The following is a 22,015-nucleotide window of genomic DNA, read 5'->3' on the forward strand; positions in this document are numbered from 1 at the left end:
CCTTGTTCCTGCTTGCTCAGGCAGCCACGACAGCAGCAGCCTTTGACGGTCCAGACGCTTCAGATGCAGATGCTGCCTGCCCATCACCCACCGGGGCCGTGCCAATCCCAACCTTCGCCGGTGGCGGTGTGCCATTGACATGCCAGTTTCCCACCTGCCTGTCGTGGTAAACGCGCGGGTTGTGCGAAGACAGCGTGCGCGCATTGCGCCAGTGCCGATCCAGCCCGTAGCCGCGCTTGGCTGCCGATGCGCCCAGTGCATCGAAAAGGCGGGTCGTGGCTTCCAGTGCCAGGTCGGTAACGACGGTCACGGTCTGGCTGACTTCGATGTCGGACAGGGCGTAGGCCTCGTCACGCGCCTGCTCATCCCCGCTACCGCGCGCATCGGCGGCGCGTTGCAACGCGCGGGCCGCCTGCACGGCAGCGGCTCCCGCCACATAGGCCAGGCTGTGCACACGACCAACAACCTGCAATATCTGCGGATCCTCACTGAAACGTCGTACCTGCGTGCGCCCCCCATAGATGCGTGTACGAGCTGCGACCAGCGGTGCCACCTCGCTTGCCGCAGCGCGAGCGATCCCCGCCAATGTGGCGACATGGACAAGCTGGAAGAAACCACTTGAATAGCGAAAACGCTCTGCCGAAGGCTTGATCAGCGCATCATCGATCAACACGTTCTCGAAACGGGCGGTACCGCTGGCACTGAGCTGCTGACCAAAGCCATCCCAATCATCCAGAATCTCCACGCCCTCGGACTTGGTTGGCACCAGCACGCCAACAATGCGCCCGTCCGGTGCTTGCGCGGTGAGGTTGATCCAGTCGGCATAGAGCGACCCGGTGGTGTAGAACTTGGCACCATTGAGCCGCCACTGACCTGCCTGCACATCAGGCGTCAGCCGGGTGCCAAGCGTGCCCAGCACATGCTCGCCGGTTTCGGAAAAACCACTGCCGGAGAAATCCCCGGCCGCGAGACGTTGCAACCAATGCGTGCGCCAGGGACTGTCCACACTGTCGATCACTTCCTCGACAAACCCCAGGTGGGAGCGCAAGGCATTGACCACGTTGGGATCAGCCTCGCCCAGCTCGATCAGCGCGGCAAACAACTCGGGCAAGGTCGCACCCTGCCCGCCCAGCTCGGGCGGCAGACGCCAGCGGGTCAGGCCCGCATCGCGCAAGGCCTGCACTTCAGAGAAAAGCAGCTCATGTTCCAGCTCGCGCTGAACAGCCCGCTCCCGTATCCGATGAAAGACCCGGCGCAATGGTGCGACCAGTGTCTCATAGCGATCCGACGGCCCCTGGCCCCAACTGGATGGAAGTGATGCAGTCATCAAGAAGCTCCTCAACCCACATAGGGGCGACGGCCAAAGAACTGGTGGCCGGGATCATTGAAACCAGGTGTCGAGGCATGACCAGTCGTCACCAGACTATTGACCAGTGCCTCATCCTCTGCCGTGAACTGGTATTGCAAGGCGGGCAGATAATCCTCCCACTGCGCCTCGGTACGCGGACCCACAATGGGTGCGGTGATCAGCCGGTTGTTGAGCACCCATGCCAGCGCGAACTGGCCTGAACTGATGCCACGCGAAGCCGCATGCTCATTGATGACCTTGGCCAGTCGCAACGATTCCTCACGCCATTCAGTCTGGCGGATGCGCTTGTCGTTGCGGCCTGCGCGTGTATCTGCCCCAGGCTCCGCACCCGGCTGGTACTTGGCCGTCAGCACGCCACGCGCCAGCGGACTGTAGGGCACGACTCCCAGACCGTAGTGATCGGCAGCATCCAGGTGCTCGAACTCAATCTGGCGGTTCGCCAGGTTGTACAGTGGCTGGCTGGCAATCGGCCGATCCACGCCCAGTTGATCGGCCACACGGCTGTATTCGGCAATCTTCCAGGCTCGGTGGTTGGAGAGGCCCCAATAGCGAATCTTGCCTTCAGCCACCAGTTCGCTGAGTGCACGCACCGTCTCTTCGGGTCGAGTCAGATGGTCTTCGCGGTGCTGATAGTAAATGTCGATGTAATCGGTGCCCAAACGCTTGAGACTGCCTTCGACAGCGCGGCGGATGTACTTGCGCGTGGCACCTTGGCTGTTGGGATCGTCACCGCGCGGGCTGGCAAATTTGGTGGCAAGCACCCAGTCGTCACGCTGCGCGCGGATGGCGTTGCCGACCACGACTTCGGACTGGAACTTGGCGTAGCCGTCGGCCGCATCGATGAAGTTGATGCCCTGCTCCCTGGCGCGGGCGATGATGCGGTGCGACGTCGGCTCGTCGGTCTCACCGCCGAACATCATCGTTCCCAGGCACAGGGGAGATACACGCAGGCCATTGCGGCCAAGGGGTCGGTAGGTCAGGCTCATGGAATGGAAGTGAAGCGTTGAAAAGACTGCGGCTTGTCACCGCATTGAAGAAATACGAAAAATGTTTGCCTGAAACAGAAAATCCCAGTCAAACACAATTCGGACAAAAAAACCAACCAATCGGATTCTTGACCCATCGTGAAATCAAACCGATCAAATAACTCAATCGAATCCACAGAAAAGCCAATAAACAGAATAGACCATTATTCACAATGCAATAAATTTCTCAAAATAATCATTCATTATTTATTAATGAAAATTAAACTTCAAATCTAAAAACAATTAACTTATCTGCATATTCTTATTATCAAAAACACAAAGTCGAACTGACAGGCTTCTTGCTTGTGGATATTCCGTCAGAATGGCTGAGGAAGACCGAAACGCTGCCGCACGGTCGCTTCGGCGTAGTGGCGACGGTACACACCCTGCGCCTGAAGGATTGGCACGACCTGCGCCACAAACGTTTGCAGATCATCTGGAAGATTGGGCAACTGGATGATGTAGCCATCGACCAATCCTGCTTCCCACCATTCGATAATGGCGTGCGCCACCTGCTCCGGCGTGCCCAGTACCAGCCGGTGTCCGCCTTCGTAACGACGTACGATCTCCCGCGCAGTGAGTGGCTCATGCGCAAGCAACTCAACCAATGCCTGACTGAATCCAATGGGGCGCGATTGGTCGGGATCGGATTTGAAGAGGTCTGGATCAAGCACAGCATCCGGGTCGAAGCTGGACAAGTCTGCACCGATTTCCTGCGCGAAGCGGGCCAACAAGCCATCCGCAGACCCCGCGCCACTGACTTGCTCGTGGCGGCGCAAGGCCTGTTCATAACTTGCCGCAGTGATCACCACCAGGCCAGGCAACAAACGTACGCTGCCCGGTTCACGGCCCAACTCGCTGGCGCGTGCCCGCACACGCGCACCGAATTCCGCTGCTGCCTGCCAGTTGAGCAGCGAGCAGTAGATCAACTCGCCATGTTGTGCTGCCAGATCTATGCCCTGATCGGATGCGCCTGCCTGGGCAATCACCGGATACCCCTGGGCGGAAGACGGAATGTTGAGTGGACCGCGCACATCGAAGAATTCACCATGGTGGTCGATATCCCTCGCACTGGCTCTGTCCCATAGATGTTCGGGGTCGTCGCTGTCCTGCTGCGACAACCGCCAACTGCCCCACAGTGCCTTGCTGACTTCGAGAAACTCATGAGCGCGCCGATAGCGTTCATCTCGTCCGGGCAGTGGATCAGCACCAAAATTCTGCGCCACCCGTGGACTGAATGATGACACGATGTTCAGGATCGCCCGCCCGCCGGAAAGATGATCCAGTGTGGCCACACGGCGCGCTAGGTTGTAGGGCGAGTTGTAGGTGCTCGATGCAGTGAGCGCAAGACCGATGTCCGGCACGCGCGCACCCAATACCGCCAACAGCACCAGTGGATCCAGGCTGTGTAACGGACGCTGCGTAGCGTCGAGCATCAAGGCAGGATGATCGGAGAAGAACACCGCATCGAAACGACCTTGGTGTGCCAGCCGCGTCAGACGCTCATAGTGCTCAAGGTTGATGAAATCGTTGCGTTGCCCCGTCCGGTAGGGCCAGGCACGCGCCAGATAGCCAATGCTGTTGATCCCAATACCGAGATGCAACTGGTGGCTCATGCCAGAGCACCCGCTTCAGCAACCTGGTCGGACTTCGTCTCCTCGAAGTCATGGGGCAGGATGGCAATCTCGTAACCCCTGCGCGAGAGCCAATGCGCCGTGGTAATGGCGCGCGTAGCGGCCAGATCATCAATCAGCACAACGCGCGCACCTCGTACGGCAATCGTCCTGTGCGCCACACCCAGCAATTGGCCGCCTTCGGAAGACAGCGTATTGTCCAGATGCCCTGCCGCAAACTCCTCGGGCGTGCGCACATCAAGCAAATAGGTCGTGCGATCGGGATCGGCCTGCCATTGGCGGGCAGTGGCCTCGTCGATCAGCGCGATGCCATCGGATTTCGCCAGGTGCTGGGCATACGCCTTGGCAGTCTGCCGCGCCAGATCGCTGGCCGGGCCGAAAGTCCTTGTTGCCCCTTCTTCCAGCGTCAGACCGGCATCGCGCCAACCCGCCGTACCGCGATCAAGATAGGCCACATCGTTGGGCACGCCAGCATCGATCAACGTCTGCGCACCGATGATGGCACGCGGCAGGCCCGCGCAGGATACCAGCACCCTGGTCTTCGGCGAAGGTACCAGATCGGCAAACCGCAGCAGCAGCTCGGCACCCGGCACGCCAATGGCACCGGGTACATGGTCGCGTGCGAATTCGGGCAACGTGCGTGTATCCAACACTATCACGTCTTCGCCCACGTCACGCAGGCGTTTCAGCTCCTCGGCCGAAACCACAGGGGTCGCCTTCTCATCGCGAATGGCCAGCGAGAATGCCACGCCTGGAGTATCAAAGGTGGGCAGATCGCCAGTGCCTGCGGCAATCCAGGCAGGAATGCCACCTTGCAGGGCCACAACGTTGGGCTTTCCGGCAGCCACCAGCCGCGCTGCTTTCTCGGCTGCTTGCCCGTTGCCATCATCGACCAGCACGGTGCGCACCACTGCGCGCGGCACAAAATCATCGAACTGCGCCTCAACCTGCTCGGCTGGCACATTGGTGGCATACAGCGGTGCCCCCTTGGCAAAGGTGGCAACGTCGCGCAGGTCAAGAACAGCCAGCTCGGCCCCATCATTGAGCCATTGGCGGAACTGCTCGACACTGATGGTTTGTACAGTGGAACTTGTCATGTGATTACTCCTGAATCGGTGGATGAAAAACGGATGCATTCCGACTGGAATGCCCTTCTAGGCTCTCAATTTCGGATGTGCTGCATGGCTTTCTTCAATTGGTGAAGTACCGACATTCGCTGCCTCCTCGGCCACACCCAGCCATGCCAGCAACTGGCTGCGCAATCCTGTGAATATCGGATCGGCATGGCTGCGAGGCCTATCAAGCGATACCTGCACTTCATGGGCCAGCACGCCCTCTCGCATCACGAAAATGCGATCGGCCAGAGTCAATGCCTCATCAACGTCATGTGTGACAAACAACACCGCCTGGCGATGGCGTTGCCACAACTGCGAAACCAACGCTTGCGCCTTCAGGCGCGTGAGCGCATCCAGCGCACCGAATGGCTCATCAAGCAGCAGCAATTCCGGCTTGCGCACGAGTGCACGCGCCAGTGCCGCACGCTGGGCCTCACCGCCAGACAAATCCTTGGGCCACGCATCACCACGGTGCAGCAGGCCCACTTCCTCCAGTGCAACATTGGCACTGGCACGGTCGCGCCCACTGGCCAGACCCGTGACCACATTGCGCCAGACCCGCTTCCACGGAAAGAGTCGTGGTGCCTGGAAAGCCACGGCACGACGCCGCGCTACGAACACCTCGCCTTCGATGTCGTGATCCAGATCGGCCAGAATGCGCAGCAAAGTACTCTTGCCACAGCCGCTGGCACCAAGCAAGGCAACAAACTCACCCTTGGCGATATCCAGATCAAGCCCCTTGATGACCTCCCGCTCGCCAAAGCGTCTTACCAGGCCCCGCACCCGAACCGACAAAGCCGCGTCAGTTGGCTGCACCGCACCCACGATGGACTTCAATTCCCGACGAAGTTCTGTCGCCATTGCAGCAAACCCTTTTCAAGCAGTCGCACGATGAGATCGGCCCCCAGGCCAAGCAAGGCATAGATCACCAGGCACAGCACGACGATGTCCACCCGATAAACCTCACGCGCATAGGTGATGAGATAGCCCAGGCCGCTCTGGCTGTTCACCGTTTCGGCAAACACCAACGCCAGCCAAGCTGAACCCAGCGAGTAGCGCAAGCCCACCAGCAGGCTGGGCAGCGAACCCGGGAGAATGACCTGGAAGACCATGTTCCAGCGGTTAAGCCCCAGGGTTCTGGCTGCCTCCACCAGGGTCTTATCAACATTGCGGATGCCCGCAAACGTATTGAGATAGAGAGGGAATGCCACCGCAAACGCAACCAATGCAATCTTGGGTGCCTCATCGATACCCAGCCAGATGATGAGCAGTGGCACCAGCCCTGCCCACGGCATGGTGCGCAGCATCTGCATGGGGGCATCTACCAGGTTCTCGCCCACACGCCACAGGCCGGCAAACAGTGCCAGGCCCACACCGACCAGAAGGCCGATGGCAAAGCCAACCGAAACCCGCCACAGGGAAACCTGCAACGACTCCAGCAACTGCCCGTTCGCCAGCAATTCAAGAAAGGTTCTCGCCATGGTTCCTGGTGACGGAAACAAAGCCTCTGGAATAAAACCGACCGTTGTGCCTACCCACCACAACACAAACAGTCCGGAGATACCTGCCAATCGGCTGATGCCATGTGGCAGCAAAGGCTTGGCGCGCTGGACTGCTGGCGTCAGCCGCTCCAATCCCGCAGGCTCCACCACCTGGGCGGCACCCCGCTCCTGCCCGAGTGAAGCAACGGCTCCCCTCGATGAAGATACCGACACCATCAGTCGGCCCTTGCCGTCTTGCGCGTGGCAAGGTGCTGGTTCTCACTCTGAATCACTTCAGAGAAATCTTTGGCGATGAAATCCTCGATGGCAAAGCTTTTCCGGAACTGGCCAATGCCAACAAAATAGTCTATTTCCTCTTGCCATCCCGCAAGGACTGCCGGATCGGTGGCAGGCACATGCGAAGGCGAGGAACGTTCAGTCTGCAACTTCGCCACCGCAGGGGATACCTGGGACAGCCTGGCCACCTGCTCGGCCCACTCTTGAGGATGCGCATTGACCCAGGCCTGGGCCCGCACGATCCGGCGGGTGAGATCCTTCAAGGCCGCCGTCCGCTTCGGATCCTCCAGATTGGCTGGGTGGGTATACAGCACGCTGGCGGTCTCGATCGCTTCCTTCAACGGCTTGATGACACGCGCGCCATGCTCGATCTGCGCGATGGCTGAATTGGGATCCCAGACTACAAAGGCATCCACCTGCGCATTGACCAGTGCAGAGAGTCCATCCGTGGTGTTGAGGCGCAGAATCAGCTTCGAATCCCAGGGGACACCAGCCTGCTCCAGTGCCTTGGCCAACTGATAATGCTGCTTGGTGAAGTATGGCAGGGCAATCTTCCTGCCCTTGAGGTCAGCAACATTCTGAATATCAGAATCACCGCGCACCAAAATGGCACTGCCACTGATATTTTTCTCCAGTCCTGCGCCAAGAATGGCAATTTTCTGACCATTGGCAATGGCAAAAAGAACGCCCGTCTCGCCACCCTGAGCAATATCCACATGCTGTGCCCGCAATGCCTCGATCAATGGCGGAGTTGAATCAAAATCGGCCCATTTGATCTGGTATGGCGTGTTTTCTGCTTCACCCGATGCCAGCAACTGTCGGCGCAGCCCCGTCTTGTTCGGCGTGCCCACGGTGAGTGTCACATTCGACAAATCCAGGCCATCGGCCTCGGACTGAGCAAATGATGTGCCCAATACACCAGCCAGCAATATGGGCAAGGCGAAGCGAAAACCAGAAACCATGCGATTCAATAAGCTCATAACAACCTTTTCCTGATTAAATAGGCAATACGCCCATCGAAAAATCACAGAAAAGTTTATGGCAAAATCAATCGATATCTAAATAATAATTTCGCCTTAGCTATCTATGCCTTGTTATTAATAAAAAAAACACCCAAAATACCAAAAGCACGCAACTGGTCACCAATAAGCCAAATCCCTGACTATTTATTCAACATCAAAACAAAGGATCAATTCATGGCAATGAAAAATAACAGGCTCAAAATGGATTCGTCTCTCAAGCCACCTTGCGTACCACATCCACCGAGGCGACAAGCTGGCGTGAATAATCGTGTTGCGGCTGCCGCCACAGATCCATCGGATCGCCCATCTCGACAATGCAGCCTCCTTGCATGACAGCGACCCTGTCCGAGATGTATTGCACCACGGCCAGATCATGCGAAATGAACAGCAAGGACAGTTGCAGGGAATGTTTGAGTTCCACCAACAAATTGAGAATCTGCGCCTGCACCGAGACATCGAGTGCGGAAACCGGCTCATCGCACACCACCAGCGATGGCTGAACGATCAATGCGCGCGCAATGCCGATGCGCTGACGCTGACCACCGGAAAACTCATGTGCGTAGCGGGACAGCGCACTGCGCGGCAGGCCCACCCGATCCATGATCTCCAGGATACGCTGGTGCCGCTGTGGCGATGCCACGCCCTGCACCAGCAAGGCTGTATCCAGAATGGCTTCAACGCTGCGGCGGGGATTGAGCGAAGAGTAAGGATCCTGAAATATCATCTGCATACGACTGCGCTGACGACGCAATGCCTGGCCTTCCAGATGTGTCACATCCTGCCCAGCCAGCACGATCCGACCCGCTGCAGCAGGCTGCAAGCGCAGAATGGCCTTGGCCAGCGTCGATTTCCCGCAGCCTGACTCACCCACCAGCCCCAGGGTTTCGCCCTGCGCCAGATCAAGGGAAACACCATCAACGGCACGTTTGCTGCCCTGGTGCAGGCGGTAATCCACCGACAGGTCCTGAACCTGCAACAATGGCACTGCCTCGCTGGTATCAGGCCCCATATCGGGCAATGTCGCAGGTGTCTGCACTGCGTACTGGTAGTCGCCCTTCGCATCGGTGCTGACACGGATTTCCGGCAGGCTGCCATGCCGGTAATGGCGGCGGCTGTCCAACCTGAGCGACGCGCCAATCAATCCCCGCGTGTAGGGGTGCAGCGCGTGGGTGAACAGTTGGCTCGCAGGCAATTGCTCCAGCTTTTCACCATGGTGCATCACCACGACCTGGTCCGCCCATTGCGCCACCAGTGACAGATCGTGGGTAATCAGCAGCAGACCCATGTTCAGCTCCCGCCGCAGGCTGTCGAGCAGTTCCAGAATCTGCGCCTGGATCGTCGCATCCAGTGCGGTCGTGGCCTCGTCGGCCACAAGCAGGCCAGGTCCGCAACTGATGGCTATGGCAATCATGGCGCGTTGCCGCTGTCCGCCGGAGATCTCATGGGGATAGGCATCGATGATGCGTTGCGGCTCTGGCAGCCTCACCATATCCAGCAACTCCAGGGCACGCGCTCGCGCAGCAGCGCGCGACAGCGGCAAATGGCATCGCAAGGTCTCCACAATTTGCTCACCGATACGGTAAACCGGATTGAGCGAGGTCATGGGCTCCTGGAAAACCATCCCGATACGTCTGCCCCGCAGGCCTTGCCATTGGTGCTCCTTGAGGCCTGTCAATTCCTGGCCCTCGAACAAGATGCTGCCTTCCTGCCTGGCACTTGTGGGCAACAGGCCCAGCAGGGCAAATGCCGTGCTCGATTTGCCGCAGCCTGATTCACCAACCAAAGCCAGCGTCTGCCCTGCATGCAAATCGAAGTCCAGCCGCTCCACGGCCACGGCACCCGATGCAAAACGCACATTCAGCTCGCGAACCGCAAGCAAGAACTCTTGAGACTTGGTCGGGCCAAACGTATTCATGGGGACTTTCTCAGGCGCGGATTGAAGGCCTCGTTCAACCCATCGCCCAGCATGTTGAAGGCGAGGATGGCGAGGATGATCATGCCGCCCGGAATGGCCGTGAGATACCAGGCTGATTGCAGCATTTCCCGGCCATTGCCGATCATGCTGCCCCAGGAAACAGCATTGGGATCGCCCAGCCCCAGAAAAGACAGGCCAGACTCGGTGAGGATGGCAGAGGCGGTCTGCACCGTGGCCGTGACGATGACCGGCGGCAAGGTATTGGGCAGAATTTCCTGGAATACGATGCGTGCATTGCCATAGCCTTGGCTGTGCGCAGCCACAACGAAGTCGGCATGCCGCAACTGCCTGAACTCGGCCCTGGCCAGCCGGGCAAACGTAGGGAAGTTCCCCAATCCGATGGCCAGCACGATCATGCCAACCGATGGCCCGGCCAGCGAGACGATGACTATCGCCAGCAGGAATGACGGCGTGGTCTGGAACAACTCCGTGATGCGCGAGAGCACTTCATCCATCACGCCACCGGCATAGCCGGCAATGACACCAACGGACACACCCAGCACCACACTGAACAAGGTCGCCAATATGCCGATGCTCAACGAAACGCGGGCCCCATGCGCCACGCCCGCCAGAACATCGCGCCCCAGCGTGTCTGTCCCCAATGGAAATTGCCCGTTTGCACCCGGTTTCAGCAATGCCGGCCCCACGGATGACAACGGATCGCCAGGAAACAGCCCAGGTGCGAACAAGGCCATCAACGCCAGCAACAGCAATGCGAACAAGCCCAGTACGGCCCAACGGTCCTTCAACAGTGCTGCGGCAGCAGCACCGAACCATGGCTTGGCAGTGCCAGCATCGCAAGCCAGCGGCACATTGGCAGTGGACATGGTGATTCAATCCTTGATACGGGGGTCCAGCCAAGCCTGCAACAAGTCTGTCAGCACGTTGGCAGCAATGACCAGCAATGAGGAAATCAGCAAAATGCCCAGCAACACCACATACTCCCGACCCAAGATGGCGTCATACGCCAGCCGTCCCAGACCCGGCCAGGCAAAGATCGTCTCGATCACGACCGCACCACCCAACAGTGCGCCAACCTGCATCCCCACCATGGTGGTGAGCGGGATCAACGCATTGCGCAGCACATGGCGCAAGGTCACCCTCCAGGCGGGCAGCCCTTTGGCAACAGCCGTGCGCACGAAATCCTGCTGGCGGATCTCGATCATTGCCGTGCGCGTCAGGCGCGCCACGATGGCGATGAAGAAAGTGGCCGAGGCAAAGGCCGGCAGGATCAGGTGTCGTCCCAGATCCCACGCATAGTCCCAGCCATGCAGGGACGCTCCGATAGTGCGATAGCCATCGGAAGGCAGCCAGCCCAGTTGGACAGAGAACAGCACGATGAGCATCAGGCCAATCCAGAAGCCCGGCGTCGAGTACAACGTCAATGCGAGAGCAGACAAGGCACGGTCAGGCCAGCGGCCACGAAGATTGGCCATGACAATTCCAAACAGCAACCCGATCAACACGGCCAGCACCAGCGCAGCAAAATTCAGCAACAGGGTCATCTGCAAGCGCGAGAAAATCACCTCGGCCACCGGCGCGTTGTAGCGCACTGAAAAACCCAAGTCCAGACGCACCAGTCCCCCCAGGTAAATCAACAACTGCACCAGCACCGGTTGATCGACACCAAAACGCTCGCGCAGCATCGCCATGGTCTCCTGGGTGGCTATGCCTGCCTCCCCCGCAAAGACCTCCGCAGCATCGCCTGGCAACAGTTGCACCAACACGAAGTTCAGGATGATGACCCCCAATACCAACAGGAACGCCTGCAAGGCCAGCCGACGCAGGCGGCGCAGCACACGATGGCTCATGTCAGGCGGTTCCGCCTTGCAAGCCAGAACGAATGTCGAAGTGCAGATGCGGATCCGCCCCAAGCGTTTTGACCAGGCTGAGTTCCCATTTCAGATACTGGCGGAACTGCGCATCGCGCTTTTCTGGCGGCAGTGCATACTTGTCCGGCAGTTCACTGCCCGCCTCTGGCTCCAATCTGCCCGTCTCGGTCGCAAGACCCTGGGTGCGCCAGGCGCGATTGCCTCCCAACAACGCATGGATGGCCTTGCCGGTTTCACGCGCCAGGCTGGATGCCACTACCTGTGCCAATACGCCATCGGCAGAGGTAATGACCACGGTCTCGCCCGCCTCGCCCAGCCGGGTAGGCAAGGCAAAGCGTTCTGCGTACTCGGCACCGGGAATATGGCCCTTGCGGTAGGCATTGGCACCTTCGACATCCAGCAAACGAACCCGCCCTTCGCCCAGCCAGTGATACAGCGCATCGGCCTGCACCCATGGTGCATCCAGGAGGCCAATCACCCGATGCGGCTCGCCCCCCACCTCCAGGGTCGTTGGCCTTTCGGCCCTCAATACATAGACTTCGCTGCCGAACTGCTGCAACCATGATGCGGTCAGCACATCGCGCACACCATCCGGATCGTGCAGCACGATACGCGCACCACGCACCCCGGCGAAACGCTCCAGTCCATTGGCCAGTTGTCCGCCCGCAGCAGAGCGGAAGCCGGGCCAATGCCCTTGCACATATTCCTCCGGTGTGCGTACATCGAAACGAAACAGGGTGCGGCTGGTATCCGTCTCGAAACGCTCCAGGGTCTGCGTATCAATGCTGCGAATACCTTGCTGCTGCGCGAGTGCCGCGCTGCGCTCACGCAGCCTTTGCAGTTGCCCGGCATCCGGCAAAGGCGCACTGCCCGCCGGGCCGCTATCCAGTTCGTACCCGGCAATGAGCCACTCCATGGTGCCGCCCGTCAGCGATGCCACTGGATTGGTCACCCCCGCATTGACCAGCGTCTGCGTGCTGAAAATGCTGCGCGTACGCCCCGCGCAATGCGTCACCACCAGGGTCTGCGGGCCAATGCCCAAGGCATCCAGCCGGTGAACCGGCTCCACGCCAGGCGCATTGATGGCACCAGGAATACGGAAATTTTCATACTCCTCGCGTGGTCGGATATCGAGCACGACGACATCGTCGCCTCGATCCAATCGCTGCTTCAACTCCTGTACCGAGATGTTCGGCGTATGCAACTGGTGTTCGACCACTTCGGCAAAGCCGATGCTAAGCACATTGCGCCCGGTTACCAAGGATTGACCACTATCAATCCAGGCACGGTTGCCACCTGCCAACAGAAAGACTTGGGTATAGCCTGCCGTGAACAAGGTTCTCGCCGCACGCTCGGCCAGCCCCTCCCCCGCATCGGTCAACACAATACGAGTCTCCAATCTCGGAACCAGCGTACGCGCCAGCAACTCCAGGCGTGCCCATGGCAAATGGGTTGCATGCAGGATATGCCCTTGCGCATACGGCACTTCATCCCGCACGTCAAAGAAGGCCAGTTCCTCCTTGCCCGCCAGCCAGACTTGCAATTGGGCTACGGCAATATGCCCTTCAGCAGATATTACAGTTGCGGGCGATTCATCCAGCTTCGCCTCTACAGGGGAAATCGTCTCAGTGCTCATGTTCGGTCACCTCTGTCTTCACTTTTCGGAAAAATAGGTATCGGCAAAGCTGCCCGTGGCACCAGCCGGGCTGGTCACCAGATTCCGCAGTTTCGCACTGGCAACAATGGGATAGCGCGGAGAGACGATGGGGATGCGCACCAGATCGGTCTGCACCACCTTCTGGAACTCGAAATACAATTGTTTTCTCTTCTCGAAATCCAGTTCACGCCCGGCGGCTTCAAGCAATTGATCCACCTCCGGATTGTTGTAGTTGGCCGCATTCGAGAACGCCACGCCGGGCTGAAAGTTCTTGCTCCAGTAGAAGCGGTGCACACCCAGTGCAGGGTCAGGCCCCACTGTTGCGTGATAAATGGCTGTGTCAAAGTCACGCGCGGTATAGACCCGATTGACGAACTGCCCGAAGTCCTGCGCACGCACCTGCAAGTCCACGCCAATCTTGGCCAACTGCCCCTTGAGATACTGGGCCACCTGCGTATGCGTGGCATTGTTGGCAGCAGGATCGTTGGTCAAGCGTAGTCGTATGCCGCTACCGTCACGCTTGTAGCCCGCCTCCTCCAGCAACGCCTCGGCTCTTCCTAGGTCATAGGGATAGCGCGGCACATCTGGATTGTGGTACTGGGCAAAGCCCGGCGGAATCGGCGTTTCCGTCGGCGTGGCGTAGCCAAAGTACAGGTTCTTCTGGATGAAATCCCGGTCGATCACATGTGCAAAGGCCTCGCGAATGCGCCGGTCCCGCCAGCGATCCCGATCCAGATTGAACTCCAGCACCAGCGCGCCGACGTTGTAGAGCGAACCGCGCGGATCGTCGATCACCTGCAACTCCGACTTGGTCTTGAGCCGCTCGATATTGCTCAGCGGGATGAAGGAAGAGACATGCACATTGCCCGACTCCAAGGCCACACTGGTAGTCGCGGTATCCGGCAGGATGCGGATGATGATGCGATCCAGACGAGGCTTGTTCTTGTCCCAATACTCCGGATTCCGATCCAGAATGATGTGACTGCCCCGCTCCCATTCGACAAACCTGAAAGGCCCCGTTCCAACAGGAGCATTATTGCTTTTTGCAGCCGCAAGATCGGCATCTCCATCTGGGTAGCTGTGTTTGGCAATGACAGGCAATGACCGCGCAGCCAGTGCAGCCAGCAACGCCGGTGCGGGCTCCTTGAGATGAAACACGGCAGTCAGCACATCAGGCGTTTCGACACGATCCAGCGCGGAGAAGACAATGCGTCCACGGGCGTTGTACTTGCCCCAGGCTGCTGCTGAAAACTTCACATCATCCGAAGTGAAAGGCTTGCCATCGTGCCACTTGACCCCTTCACGCAAACGGAATGTCACCCGCAACCCGTCCGCACTGACCTCCCATGATTGGGCCAGGCCTGGCTGAACAGTGTTATCGACATCGAAATCGACCAGCCCGTCAAACACCTTGGCCGCAACTTCGGAAGGCCCTGCCTGCGTGCTGAAAACCGCATTCAGATGAACCGGCTCCACGCTGCTGGAGAGCACCAGCGTACCTCCATCCCTGGATACCTCCTGGGCGAACACACCCAAAGGAAGACTGCTCAACCCGGCACCAGCCAATGCTGCCACCAACACATCACGTCGCTTGATTGTCATTGATTGATCTCATTCAAATAATCAAAAAATTATCCAGACAACCAGAAAAAACCAAAATATTTAATAAATATTAGCTAATCTTTTTAGATCCTTAATTTATTCAATCATTAATTAATAACAACTCCTTCCTTCAACATAACCACCTCTCAAACTATGATTCTTGCTTCAAAAGCAAAATGGCCTCAACGATCAAAATTGAATAAATATATTCAAATAATCACAATTTCACAAACACTTCCCCCAGTGAAGAAAGAAAGTCCCCATGCCTCGTTTCAGTCAGATAAAAAGGTATTTCCTGTACGCCAGCCTCATCACGCTGAGCATGGCGTCCCCAGTTCACGCACAGCCCGCTCAAGGCGGCATCCTCAACTGGGCATTACCCGTGGAGCCACCATCACTGGTGCCCATCAATACTCCGGCGGGAGGCGTCATTGATGTAGGCCCCAAGATCGTCGAGGGCCTTCTGACATTCAACGATCAACTCGATCCCAAGCCGCTGCTGGCCACCGCGTGGGAGGTGGCACCAGACGGCCTTCGCTATACGTTCAAGTTGCGCAAAGGGGTCAAATGGCACGATGGGGCGGACTTTACATCTGCCGACGTGGCCTGGTCCATCCAGGCCAACAAGCAGCACCACTCACGCGGACGCGCCACCTTTGCGCAGGTACGCGAAATCCAGACTCCTGACCCGCACACCATCGTACTTTTGCTCGACAAGCCTGCGCCTTATCTTCTGACCGCACTGGCTGCGTCGGAAACACCCATCGTTGCCCGCCACCTGTATGAAGGCAAGGACATTGCCAGCAATCCGCACAACCGCGCCCCTGTCGGTACGGGCCCCTTCATATTCAAGGAATGGGTCAAAGGCAGTCACCTCATCCTTGAACGCAATCCCAACTACTGGGATCAACCCAGGCCATATCTGGACAAAATTGTCGTGCGGTTCATTACCGACCCCAGTGCGGTTGCGGCAGCCCTGGAAGCCGGCAGCATCGACATTGCCGGCAATGCCATCGCCAATGGCGACATCGACCGGCTGGGAAAACTCCCGCATCTGAACGTCGATGTCCGTGGCTGGCCCTGGCAGGGTCATCACAACCAGATCCTGTTCAACTTCGATACGCCCGCACTGAAGAACAGGGACGTGCGCCGTGCCATAGCCCATGTGATCTCGGTCGATCAGATCAACAAGCTTGCCTGGTATGGCAAAGGCGTGCCTTCCGCGTCGGCCATCGGCGTGGCAAGCCGCTATCACGACAGTTCGATTGCCTTCCATGAAATCGATCCGAAAAAGGCCGAAGCATTGCTCGATCAGGCAGGCTACCCACGTGGTGCTGACGGCAAACGTTTGACGCTGCGACTGCTCTACAACCCCTATCGCCCGCCGCAGATTGCAGAAATCATCCGCCAGTCCCTGCAACGGATCGGCATCGATGCCAGCATCAAGTCATACGATTTCGCCACATACACGAAAACGGTCTATACCGACCGTGACTTCGATATCACTGTAGAGGGCCTCTCGAACGTATTCGATCCCACGGTGGGTGTGCAAAGAGGCTACTGGTCCAAGAACTTCAAGATCGGCCTGCCATTCTCGAACACCGGCAACTACGTCAATCCAGAGATTGACCGTCTGCTCGAAGCAGCCGCAGTCGAACCAGATGAAGCCACACGCAAGGATTTGTTCTTGCAGTTCCAGAAAACACTGTGGGAAGACGTTGCTGGCATTGATCTGGGCAAACCACCAGAAACCGTAGTCAGCAACGTCAAGGTCAAGAACGCCGTGCCCACCGCAGAGCGTCTCTACGGCAGCTTCTCCGAACTGTACCTCGCCCCCTGATCCAACCCACTCATGCGCGACAGTACACAGACTTCAGACGCACGCGAGCACATCCATTCAATTTCCCGCGCACTTTCTCATGACCAACTTCACTTCATCCTTTCTGAAAAAACCTGAAATCCAGCGTCTGCTGGATTCCATCGGCGAAGGCGCAGCCACACGCGAACACCAGCGCATCCTGCCCTACGAGGAAATCGACAGAATCCGTGCCGCGCAACTGGGAACCCTTCGGATCAGAGTCGAGGACGGCGGACAGGGCGAGAGCCTCCGATCCGTATTTGAATTGGCAATTGCACTGGGGAGCGTGGATGCCAACATCGCCCACATCCTGCGCAACCATTTCGTTTTCGTCGATCGCTATGCCCGCAATTCACCGGATGGCCGTCACCTTGGCATTGCAAGGCAAATCGCCGATGGTGCCATCGTGAGCCTGGGCTCCGGAGAGGCCCAGCGCAATGTGGTGGGTGGAGAAACACTGCGGACCGCCCTGCGCCCACACCAAAGCGGCTGGCTGCTCACTGGCCACAAGTACTACACCACCGGCTCTCTCTACAGTGACTTGATCAATGTTCGCGCCGCCCTGCCTGACGGCAGCCCGGCAACCATCGTCATCCCCACCCGGCGCAATGGCGTTGAGGTCATAGACGATTGGGATGGTGTGGGCCAACGCCTGACCTCTTCAGGATCAGTGATCTTTTCCGATGTCGAAGTGAACCCAGAAGAAGTATTTGCCGATGTCCGCAAACACGCGAGCGAAGGCAACATTCCCTACGCCAGTACCTATCCCCAGTTGTATCTGACAGCGGTCAATGCAGGCATCCTGCGAAACATCCAGCGCGATGCCACAGAGCTGCTGAAAAATCGCCCGCACAGCTTCTATTACGCCCCGGTTCCAACGCCTGCCGATGACCCGTTGCTGCAACAGACATTGGGGCAGATTGCCAGTGCCGCATTTGCAGCAGAAACTATCGTACTTGCTGCCGCCGACGCGCTTGATGCAGCATACCAGGCCCGTGAAGAAGGCGCGAGCCAGGATGAAGTTGCGACGCTGGCGCACACTGCCGCGCTGCGTGCCAGCCATGCAAAGATCATTGTGGACGAACTGGTCATACGCGCCGGAGCCCAGTTGTTCGACCTGGGCGGTGCCTCTGCCGCCCAGCGCGAACGCAACCTCGATCGCCATTGGCGCAACGCACGCACGCTCGCGGCACACAACCCCAACAGCTACAAGGCCCAGCAAATCGGTGCCCATCTTCTTCACGACACCGCCTTGCCAGCAACAGGATTTTTCTGACTTCTGATTCCTTCGCCCATTGAGAACTCCATGTCCCAGCGACAACTCCACCTGAACCTGAATTTCATCGGTGCGGGAACCCATAGCGGTGCCTGGCGTTGGCCTGGCAACCGAGCCGATGCCTTCCTCGACCCGGACTACCTCGTCGAAGTAGCAAAGATTGCCGAACGCGGCACCTTCGATGCCATCTTCCTACCTGACCGTCCAGCCCACCCCGATCGATCCGGAACCGGCCCCTTCCCTGCACTGGAGCCCACACTGGTGCTGGCCACGATCGCCGCAGCCACGCGGCATATCGGCCTGATTGCCACCGTCTCCACCAGCTACAACGAACCCTACAACATCGCGCGCCGCATCGCCACACTGGATCATCTCAGCCGTGGACGTGCAGGTGTCAATCTGATTACCAGTGCCGACCTTCCGTCTGCCGCCAATTTCGGGCTGGATGCCGTACCCGAGCATGCCCAACGGTATCGCCGCGCCATCGAGTTTGCACAGGTACTGCAAGCACTCTGGGAAAGCTGGGGTGAAGGCGCACTGATCGCTGATGCACAAAGCGGCAAGTTCATTGAACATGACAAGGTGCGGCCCATTCATCACGAAGGGGAATTCTTCCGTGTTCGCGGCCCATTGAATTTGCCTCGCTCCCCACAGGACAAACCCGTGCTGGTACAGGCCGGTGGCTCGGATGACGGTTTGGAGCTGGCCGCAGCGCACGCAGAACTGGTTTTCACAGCCGCACACACACTGGACGACGCACAAGCTTACGCAACCAAACTGCGCCAGCGGGCACAAGCCCTGGGGCGAAGCCCGAATGCAATCGCCATCCTGCCCGGACTGGTCACCATCATCGGCAGTACCGAAGCCGAAGCACGCGAACGTGAAGCTGCTCTATGGGAGCTCAGCAGTCTGGAGCAGGGCCTCAAATGGTTGGGCGGCATTCTCCAGGTAGATGCCAGCGGCTTCGATCTCGACCAGCCATTGCCCGCAGGTATTCCCGTGCCAGTCAATGGCTCCACCACGTTTGCCCGCAACTTGCTGGCTAAGGCTTATCAGCCAGGCGTCACCTTGCGGCAACTGCTGCGCACACGCGGCGGCGGCGCAAACAACCACCGCGCCATCGTCGGCACGCCAGAGCAGATCGCCGACGACATCATCGAATGGTTCTCCAGCGGTGCGATCGATGGCTTCAACCTGATGCCTATCATCCTGCCCAGCGGACTGGAAGACTTCGTCGATCATGTAGTGCCTATCCTCCGCCATCGCGGCGTGTTCCGCCATGAGTATGAAGGCACGACACTTCGTGCCCACCTTGGCGCACCATCCATCTGACCATACCATGGTCAGCCCGCCACAGTCCGTGGTATTGCTGGCGTTGCGCAACACCAGACCACAGTGAACCGGCGAACATCCCCACCGACGAACAAACCTTGCACTGCTGCTGTTTTCAAGGACAAGCCCACGAACACCCGTTGAATTGCGCCACAATAACCAGCCAAGTTCTGTCTGGCGGACAGATCGGTTCTTTCTCATGAATGCCGCACTGATGCAAGCTCTGCGGTTTTCAATGAACAATTTTCTCTGGAGGATTTCATGGCTGATTTCAAACAAGTGCGTTCCTGGGCGGCTCTGGCGGTGCTGGGTCTGGTGGCGGCATCGGCGCAGGCTGCGGATGTGAAGATTGGTGTGGCGGCAGCCCTGACGGGGGGCGCGGCGCAGTACGGGCAGGCGATTCGCCAGGGCTTCGAGCTGGCGGCCGAGCAGATCAATGCTGCCGGCGGCATTCACGGCGATTCCATCGTGCTGCTGGTGGAAGACGACCAGGGCAAGAAGGACGAGGCCATCAATACCTTCAAGAAACTGATCCACAAGGACAAGGTGCTGGCGGTGTTCGGCCCCACGCTGTCGAGTTCCGCTTCGGCCGCACACCCGATTGCCCAGCAGGCCAAGACCGTGGCCTTTGGCACCTCGCTGACCGTGGATGGCATCACCCAAGTGGGCGATTATGTGTTCCGCAATTCCGTGACGGAAGCCGTGGTGCTGCCCGAGACGCTGCGCAAGGCCGTGGCCGCCACCGGCACGAAGAAGGTGGCGGTGATCTACGGCAATGACGATGTGCTGACCAAGAACGGCTACGAGAACTTCAAGAAGGCTCTGGACGACCAGAAGATCGCCATCACCACCACCGAGACCTATGCCAAGGGCGACGTGGACTTCAAGGCGCAACTGACCAAGATCAAGGCCAGTGAACCGGATGCCATCGTCATCTCCACGCTGATTGCCGAAGGCGGCCCGATCGTGGCACAGGCACGCCAGTTGGGCATCACCCAGCCGTTCATCGGCGGCAATGGCCTGAACACGCCACGCCTGTTCGAGCTGGCGGGCGAGCGGTCGGACAATGTGTGGGTGGGCGGCCCGTGGTCGTCTTCCAACGATACGCCGGAGAACCAGCAGTTCATCCAGAGCTACCAGGCCAAGTATGGCAAGCAACCCGACCAGTTCGCGGCACAGGCGTTCGATGCCATGCACATTCTGGCCAAGGGACTGCAACAGGCCAAGCCCAGCGGTGACGTGAACAAGGATCGCGCCGCCCTGCGCGAAGCCCTGCCCCATGTGACGCATACCGGCGCGACCGGAGCCTTCCGCTTCCAGCAGGCCATCGACAAGCGCGGCAAGCCCGCAGGCTTTGATGCGGTGCAAACGCCAGTGGTGACGCTGACGCAGAACCAGCAGTATGTGGTGCAGAAGTAAGCTCCCCAAGAACGTGTTCACGATCTCAGAACCATACGATGCTGGTCAGTCCAGAAAAGTACCCGTCATTCCCGCGAAAGCGGGAATCCAGTTACTGGATGCCGGGTCAAGCCCGGCATGACGGTGCTGCTTGTACGGCATCGCCATAAGATCGCGAAGTGACTTCACGCCCTTGTCGGTTCTGTGCGGTGCACGGCAACCCCACCCAACACCTTTTCGACCATGCTTGGACAACAGCTTATCAACGCGCTTTCGCTGGGCAGTGTGTATGCCCTTTTCGCCCTGGGCTTCACGCTCATCTTCGGGATTCTGGGGGTCATCAACCTGGCGCACGGCGCGGTGTTCATGGCCGGGGCCTATGTGGCCCTGACGTTGGTGCAGCAGTTGCAGATGTCGCTGTGGCTGGCCGTGCCGCTGGCCTGTCTGGGCAGCGGGCTGCTGGGGCTGCTGATCGAGTACCTGGTGCTCAAACCGCTGCGCCAGCGCGACGCGCCACACCTGATTCCGATGATTGCCACCATCGGTGTGGCCATGATTCTGGGCAGTGCCGCACAGGGGCTGTTCGGCGCGGAAACCCAACGCTTCCCCGAAGCCGCCGTGCCCGATGTGGTACTGGAGGTGGCGGGCATCCATGCCACGGTCGTGGAACTGCTCATCATCCTGGTGTCGTTCGCGCTGATGGTCGCGCTGATGCTGGCCATGCAGAAAACGCAACTGGGCCGCGCCCTGCGTGCCATTGCCGAGTCGCCCAAGGCCGCCAGCCTGCTGGGCATCAACGTGGAGCGGCTGTTTCACGTCACCGCGTTTGCGGCGGCAGTGCTGGGCGGCTTTGCAGGGGTGCTGATCGCGCTGTATTCCAACGCCGTCTATCCGCTGATGGGCCAGCCCATGCTGCACAAGGGCATTGCCGTCATCATTCTGGGCGGGCTGGGCGATATGCGCGGGGCCATGATCGGCGGGCTGTTCCTGGGCTTTGCGGAAGTGCTGTCGGTGGCCTACATCGGCTCGAACACGCGCGACGCGGTGGCTTTCGGGCTGCTGTTCCTGATTCTGCTGGTGCGTCCGCAGGGGCTGTTTGGCAAGGTGCTGGAACGCAAGGCCTGAACGGGCAGGAGCAACAC

Annotated in this window: 17 protein-coding genes; 5 read left to right on the forward strand and 12 right to left on the reverse strand. The window is 58.9% G+C overall.

The window, feature by feature from the left end; all coding sequences use genetic code 11:
• Positions 1-16 precede the first annotated feature (16 nt).
• The 12 genes from BUE21_RS00755 to BUE21_RS00810 form a co-directional block, all read right to left on the reverse strand.
• A complete protein-coding gene (locus BUE21_RS00755) occupies positions 17-1,327 on the reverse strand; it encodes an acyl-CoA dehydrogenase family protein (protein WP_073353416.1) in 1,311 nt (436 codons plus the stop codon).
• 11 nt (positions 1,328-1,338) lie between these two features.
• Positions 1,339-2,349, reverse strand: a complete 1,011-nt coding sequence (locus tag BUE21_RS00760; protein ID WP_073353552.1) for an aldo/keto reductase — start codon at positions 2,347-2,349, stop codon at positions 1,339-1,341.
• Between the two features lie 362 nt (positions 2,350-2,711).
• Positions 2,712-4,010, reverse strand: coding sequence for an NtaA/DmoA family FMN-dependent monooxygenase (locus tag BUE21_RS00765; protein ID WP_073353418.1), 1,299 nt, complete (start codon positions 4,008-4,010; stop codon positions 2,712-2,714).
• Positions 4,007-5,125, reverse strand: coding sequence for a rhodanese-like domain-containing protein (locus tag BUE21_RS00770; protein ID WP_073353421.1), 1,119 nt, complete (start codon positions 5,123-5,125; stop codon positions 4,007-4,009). Before BUE21_RS00770 ends, BUE21_RS00765 begins: the two co-directional genes overlap by 4 nt.
• Positions 5,126-5,182: 57 nt before the next feature.
• Positions 5,183-6,004 (reverse strand): ABC transporter ATP-binding protein, encoded by an 822-nt coding sequence (locus BUE21_RS00775; RefSeq protein WP_073353424.1) that lies wholly within the window; start codon positions 6,002-6,004, stop codon positions 5,183-5,185.
• Positions 5,977-6,777 carry an ABC transporter permease gene (locus BUE21_RS00780; protein WP_073353555.1) on the reverse strand — a complete coding sequence of 267 codons (801 nt, stop codon included), beginning with the start codon at positions 6,775-6,777 and terminating at the stop codon, positions 5,977-5,979. The genes BUE21_RS00775 and BUE21_RS00780 overlap by 28 nt, the downstream gene beginning before the upstream one ends.
• Positions 6,778-6,860: 83 nt before the next feature.
• Positions 6,861-7,901: an ABC transporter substrate-binding protein gene (locus tag BUE21_RS00785; protein ID WP_084522602.1), complete on the reverse strand. Its 1,041-nt coding sequence runs from the start codon at positions 7,899-7,901 to the stop codon at positions 6,861-6,863.
• A gap of 256 nt (positions 7,902-8,157) precedes the next feature.
• Positions 8,158-9,858 carry an ABC transporter ATP-binding protein gene (locus BUE21_RS00790; protein WP_073353428.1) on the reverse strand — a complete coding sequence of 567 codons (1,701 nt, stop codon included), beginning with the start codon at positions 9,856-9,858 and terminating at the stop codon, positions 8,158-8,160.
• Positions 9,855-10,745: an ABC transporter permease gene (locus BUE21_RS00795; protein ID WP_084522604.1), complete on the reverse strand. Its 891-nt coding sequence runs from the start codon at positions 10,743-10,745 to the stop codon at positions 9,855-9,857. Before BUE21_RS00795 ends, BUE21_RS00790 begins: the two co-directional genes overlap by 4 nt.
• A gap of 6 nt (positions 10,746-10,751) precedes the next feature.
• Positions 10,752-11,729, reverse strand: a complete 978-nt coding sequence (locus BUE21_RS00800; RefSeq protein ID WP_073353431.1) for an ABC transporter permease — start codon at positions 11,727-11,729, stop codon at positions 10,752-10,754.
• A gap of 1 nt (position 11,730) precedes the next feature.
• Entirely contained in the window at positions 11,731-13,386 is a 1,656-nt protein-coding gene (locus BUE21_RS00805; protein WP_084522606.1) for a rhodanese-like domain-containing protein, read from the reverse strand.
• A gap of 18 nt (positions 13,387-13,404) precedes the next feature.
• The gene (locus BUE21_RS00810; protein WP_159435778.1) at positions 13,405-14,817 is read right to left on the reverse strand and encodes an ABC transporter substrate-binding protein; all 1,413 of its coding nucleotides are present in this window, start codon (positions 14,815-14,817) and stop codon (positions 13,405-13,407) included.
• A 454-nt stretch (positions 14,818-15,271) separates the two neighbouring features.
• Between BUE21_RS00810 and BUE21_RS00815 the strand changes: the two genes are divergently transcribed.
• The 5 genes from BUE21_RS00815 (at position 15,272) to BUE21_RS00835 (ending at position 21,998) form a co-directional block, all read left to right on the forward strand.
• The gene (locus BUE21_RS00815; RefSeq protein WP_073353435.1) at positions 15,272-16,849 is read left to right on the forward strand and encodes an ABC transporter substrate-binding protein; all 1,578 of its coding nucleotides are present in this window, start codon (positions 15,272-15,274) and stop codon (positions 16,847-16,849) included.
• 79 nt (positions 16,850-16,928) lie between these two features.
• On the forward strand, positions 16,929-18,143 hold the full coding sequence (locus BUE21_RS00820) for an acyl-CoA dehydrogenase family protein (RefSeq protein ID WP_073353437.1): 1,215 nt from the start codon (positions 16,929-16,931) through the stop codon (positions 18,141-18,143).
• 30 nt (positions 18,144-18,173) lie between these two features.
• The gene (locus BUE21_RS00825; protein ID WP_073353438.1) at positions 18,174-19,475 is read left to right on the forward strand and encodes an LLM class flavin-dependent oxidoreductase; all 1,302 of its coding nucleotides are present in this window, start codon (positions 18,174-18,176) and stop codon (positions 19,473-19,475) included.
• A 261-nt stretch (positions 19,476-19,736) separates the two neighbouring features.
• Entirely contained in the window at positions 19,737-20,894 is a 1,158-nt protein-coding gene (locus tag BUE21_RS00830; RefSeq protein ID WP_073353441.1) for an ABC transporter substrate-binding protein, read from the forward strand.
• A gap of 222 nt (positions 20,895-21,116) precedes the next feature.
• A complete protein-coding gene (locus BUE21_RS00835) occupies positions 21,117-21,998 on the forward strand; it encodes a branched-chain amino acid ABC transporter permease (RefSeq protein WP_073353445.1) in 882 nt (293 codons plus the stop codon).
• The last annotated feature ends 17 nt before the right edge of the window (positions 21,999-22,015 follow it).

The sequence above is a fragment of the Lampropedia hyalina DSM 16112 genome, assembly GCF_900129055.1.
GTDB classification, from domain to species: Bacteria; Pseudomonadota; Gammaproteobacteria; order Burkholderiales; family Burkholderiaceae_C; genus Lampropedia; species Lampropedia hyalina.

Excerpts from the sequence above, each read along its gene's own strand:
- BUE21_RS00755 (WP_073353416.1), bottom strand. The coding sequence starts at position 1,327 with ATGACTGCATCACTTCCATCCAGTTGGGGCCAGGGGCCGTCGGATCGC.
- BUE21_RS00765 (WP_073353418.1), bottom strand. The coding sequence starts at position 4,010 with ATGAGCCACCAGTTGCATCTCGGTATTGGGATCAACAGCATTGGCTAT.
- BUE21_RS00770 (WP_073353421.1), bottom strand. The coding sequence starts at position 5,125 with ATGACAAGTTCCACTGTACAAACCATCAGTGTCGAGCAGTTCCGCCAA.
- BUE21_RS00775 (WP_073353424.1), bottom strand. The coding sequence starts at position 6,004 with ATGGCGACAGAACTTCGTCGGGAATTGAAGTCCATCGTGGGTGCGGTG.
- BUE21_RS00785 (WP_084522602.1), bottom strand. The coding sequence starts at position 7,901 with ATGAGCTTATTGAATCGCATGGTTTCTGGTTTTCGCTTCGCCTTGCCC.
- BUE21_RS00790 (WP_073353428.1), bottom strand. The coding sequence starts at position 9,858 with ATGAATACGTTTGGCCCGACCAAGTCTCAAGAGTTCTTGCTTGCGGTT.
- BUE21_RS00795 (WP_084522604.1), bottom strand. The coding sequence starts at position 10,745 with ATGTCCACTGCCAATGTGCCGCTGGCTTGCGATGCTGGCACTGCCAAG.
- BUE21_RS00800 (WP_073353431.1), bottom strand. The coding sequence starts at position 11,729 with ATGAGCCATCGTGTGCTGCGCCGCCTGCGTCGGCTGGCCTTGCAGGCG.
- BUE21_RS00805 (WP_084522606.1), bottom strand. The coding sequence starts at position 13,386 with ATGAGCACTGAGACGATTTCCCCTGTAGAGGCGAAGCTGGATGAATCG.
- BUE21_RS00815 (WP_073353435.1), top strand. The coding sequence starts at position 15,272 with ATGCCTCGTTTCAGTCAGATAAAAAGGTATTTCCTGTACGCCAGCCTC.
- BUE21_RS00820 (WP_073353437.1), top strand. The coding sequence starts at position 16,929 with ATGACCAACTTCACTTCATCCTTTCTGAAAAAACCTGAAATCCAGCGT.
- BUE21_RS00825 (WP_073353438.1), top strand. The coding sequence starts at position 18,174 with ATGTCCCAGCGACAACTCCACCTGAACCTGAATTTCATCGGTGCGGGA.
- BUE21_RS00830 (WP_073353441.1), top strand. The coding sequence starts at position 19,737 with ATGGCTGATTTCAAACAAGTGCGTTCCTGGGCGGCTCTGGCGGTGCTG.
- BUE21_RS00835 (WP_073353445.1), top strand. The coding sequence starts at position 21,117 with ATGCTTGGACAACAGCTTATCAACGCGCTTTCGCTGGGCAGTGTGTAT.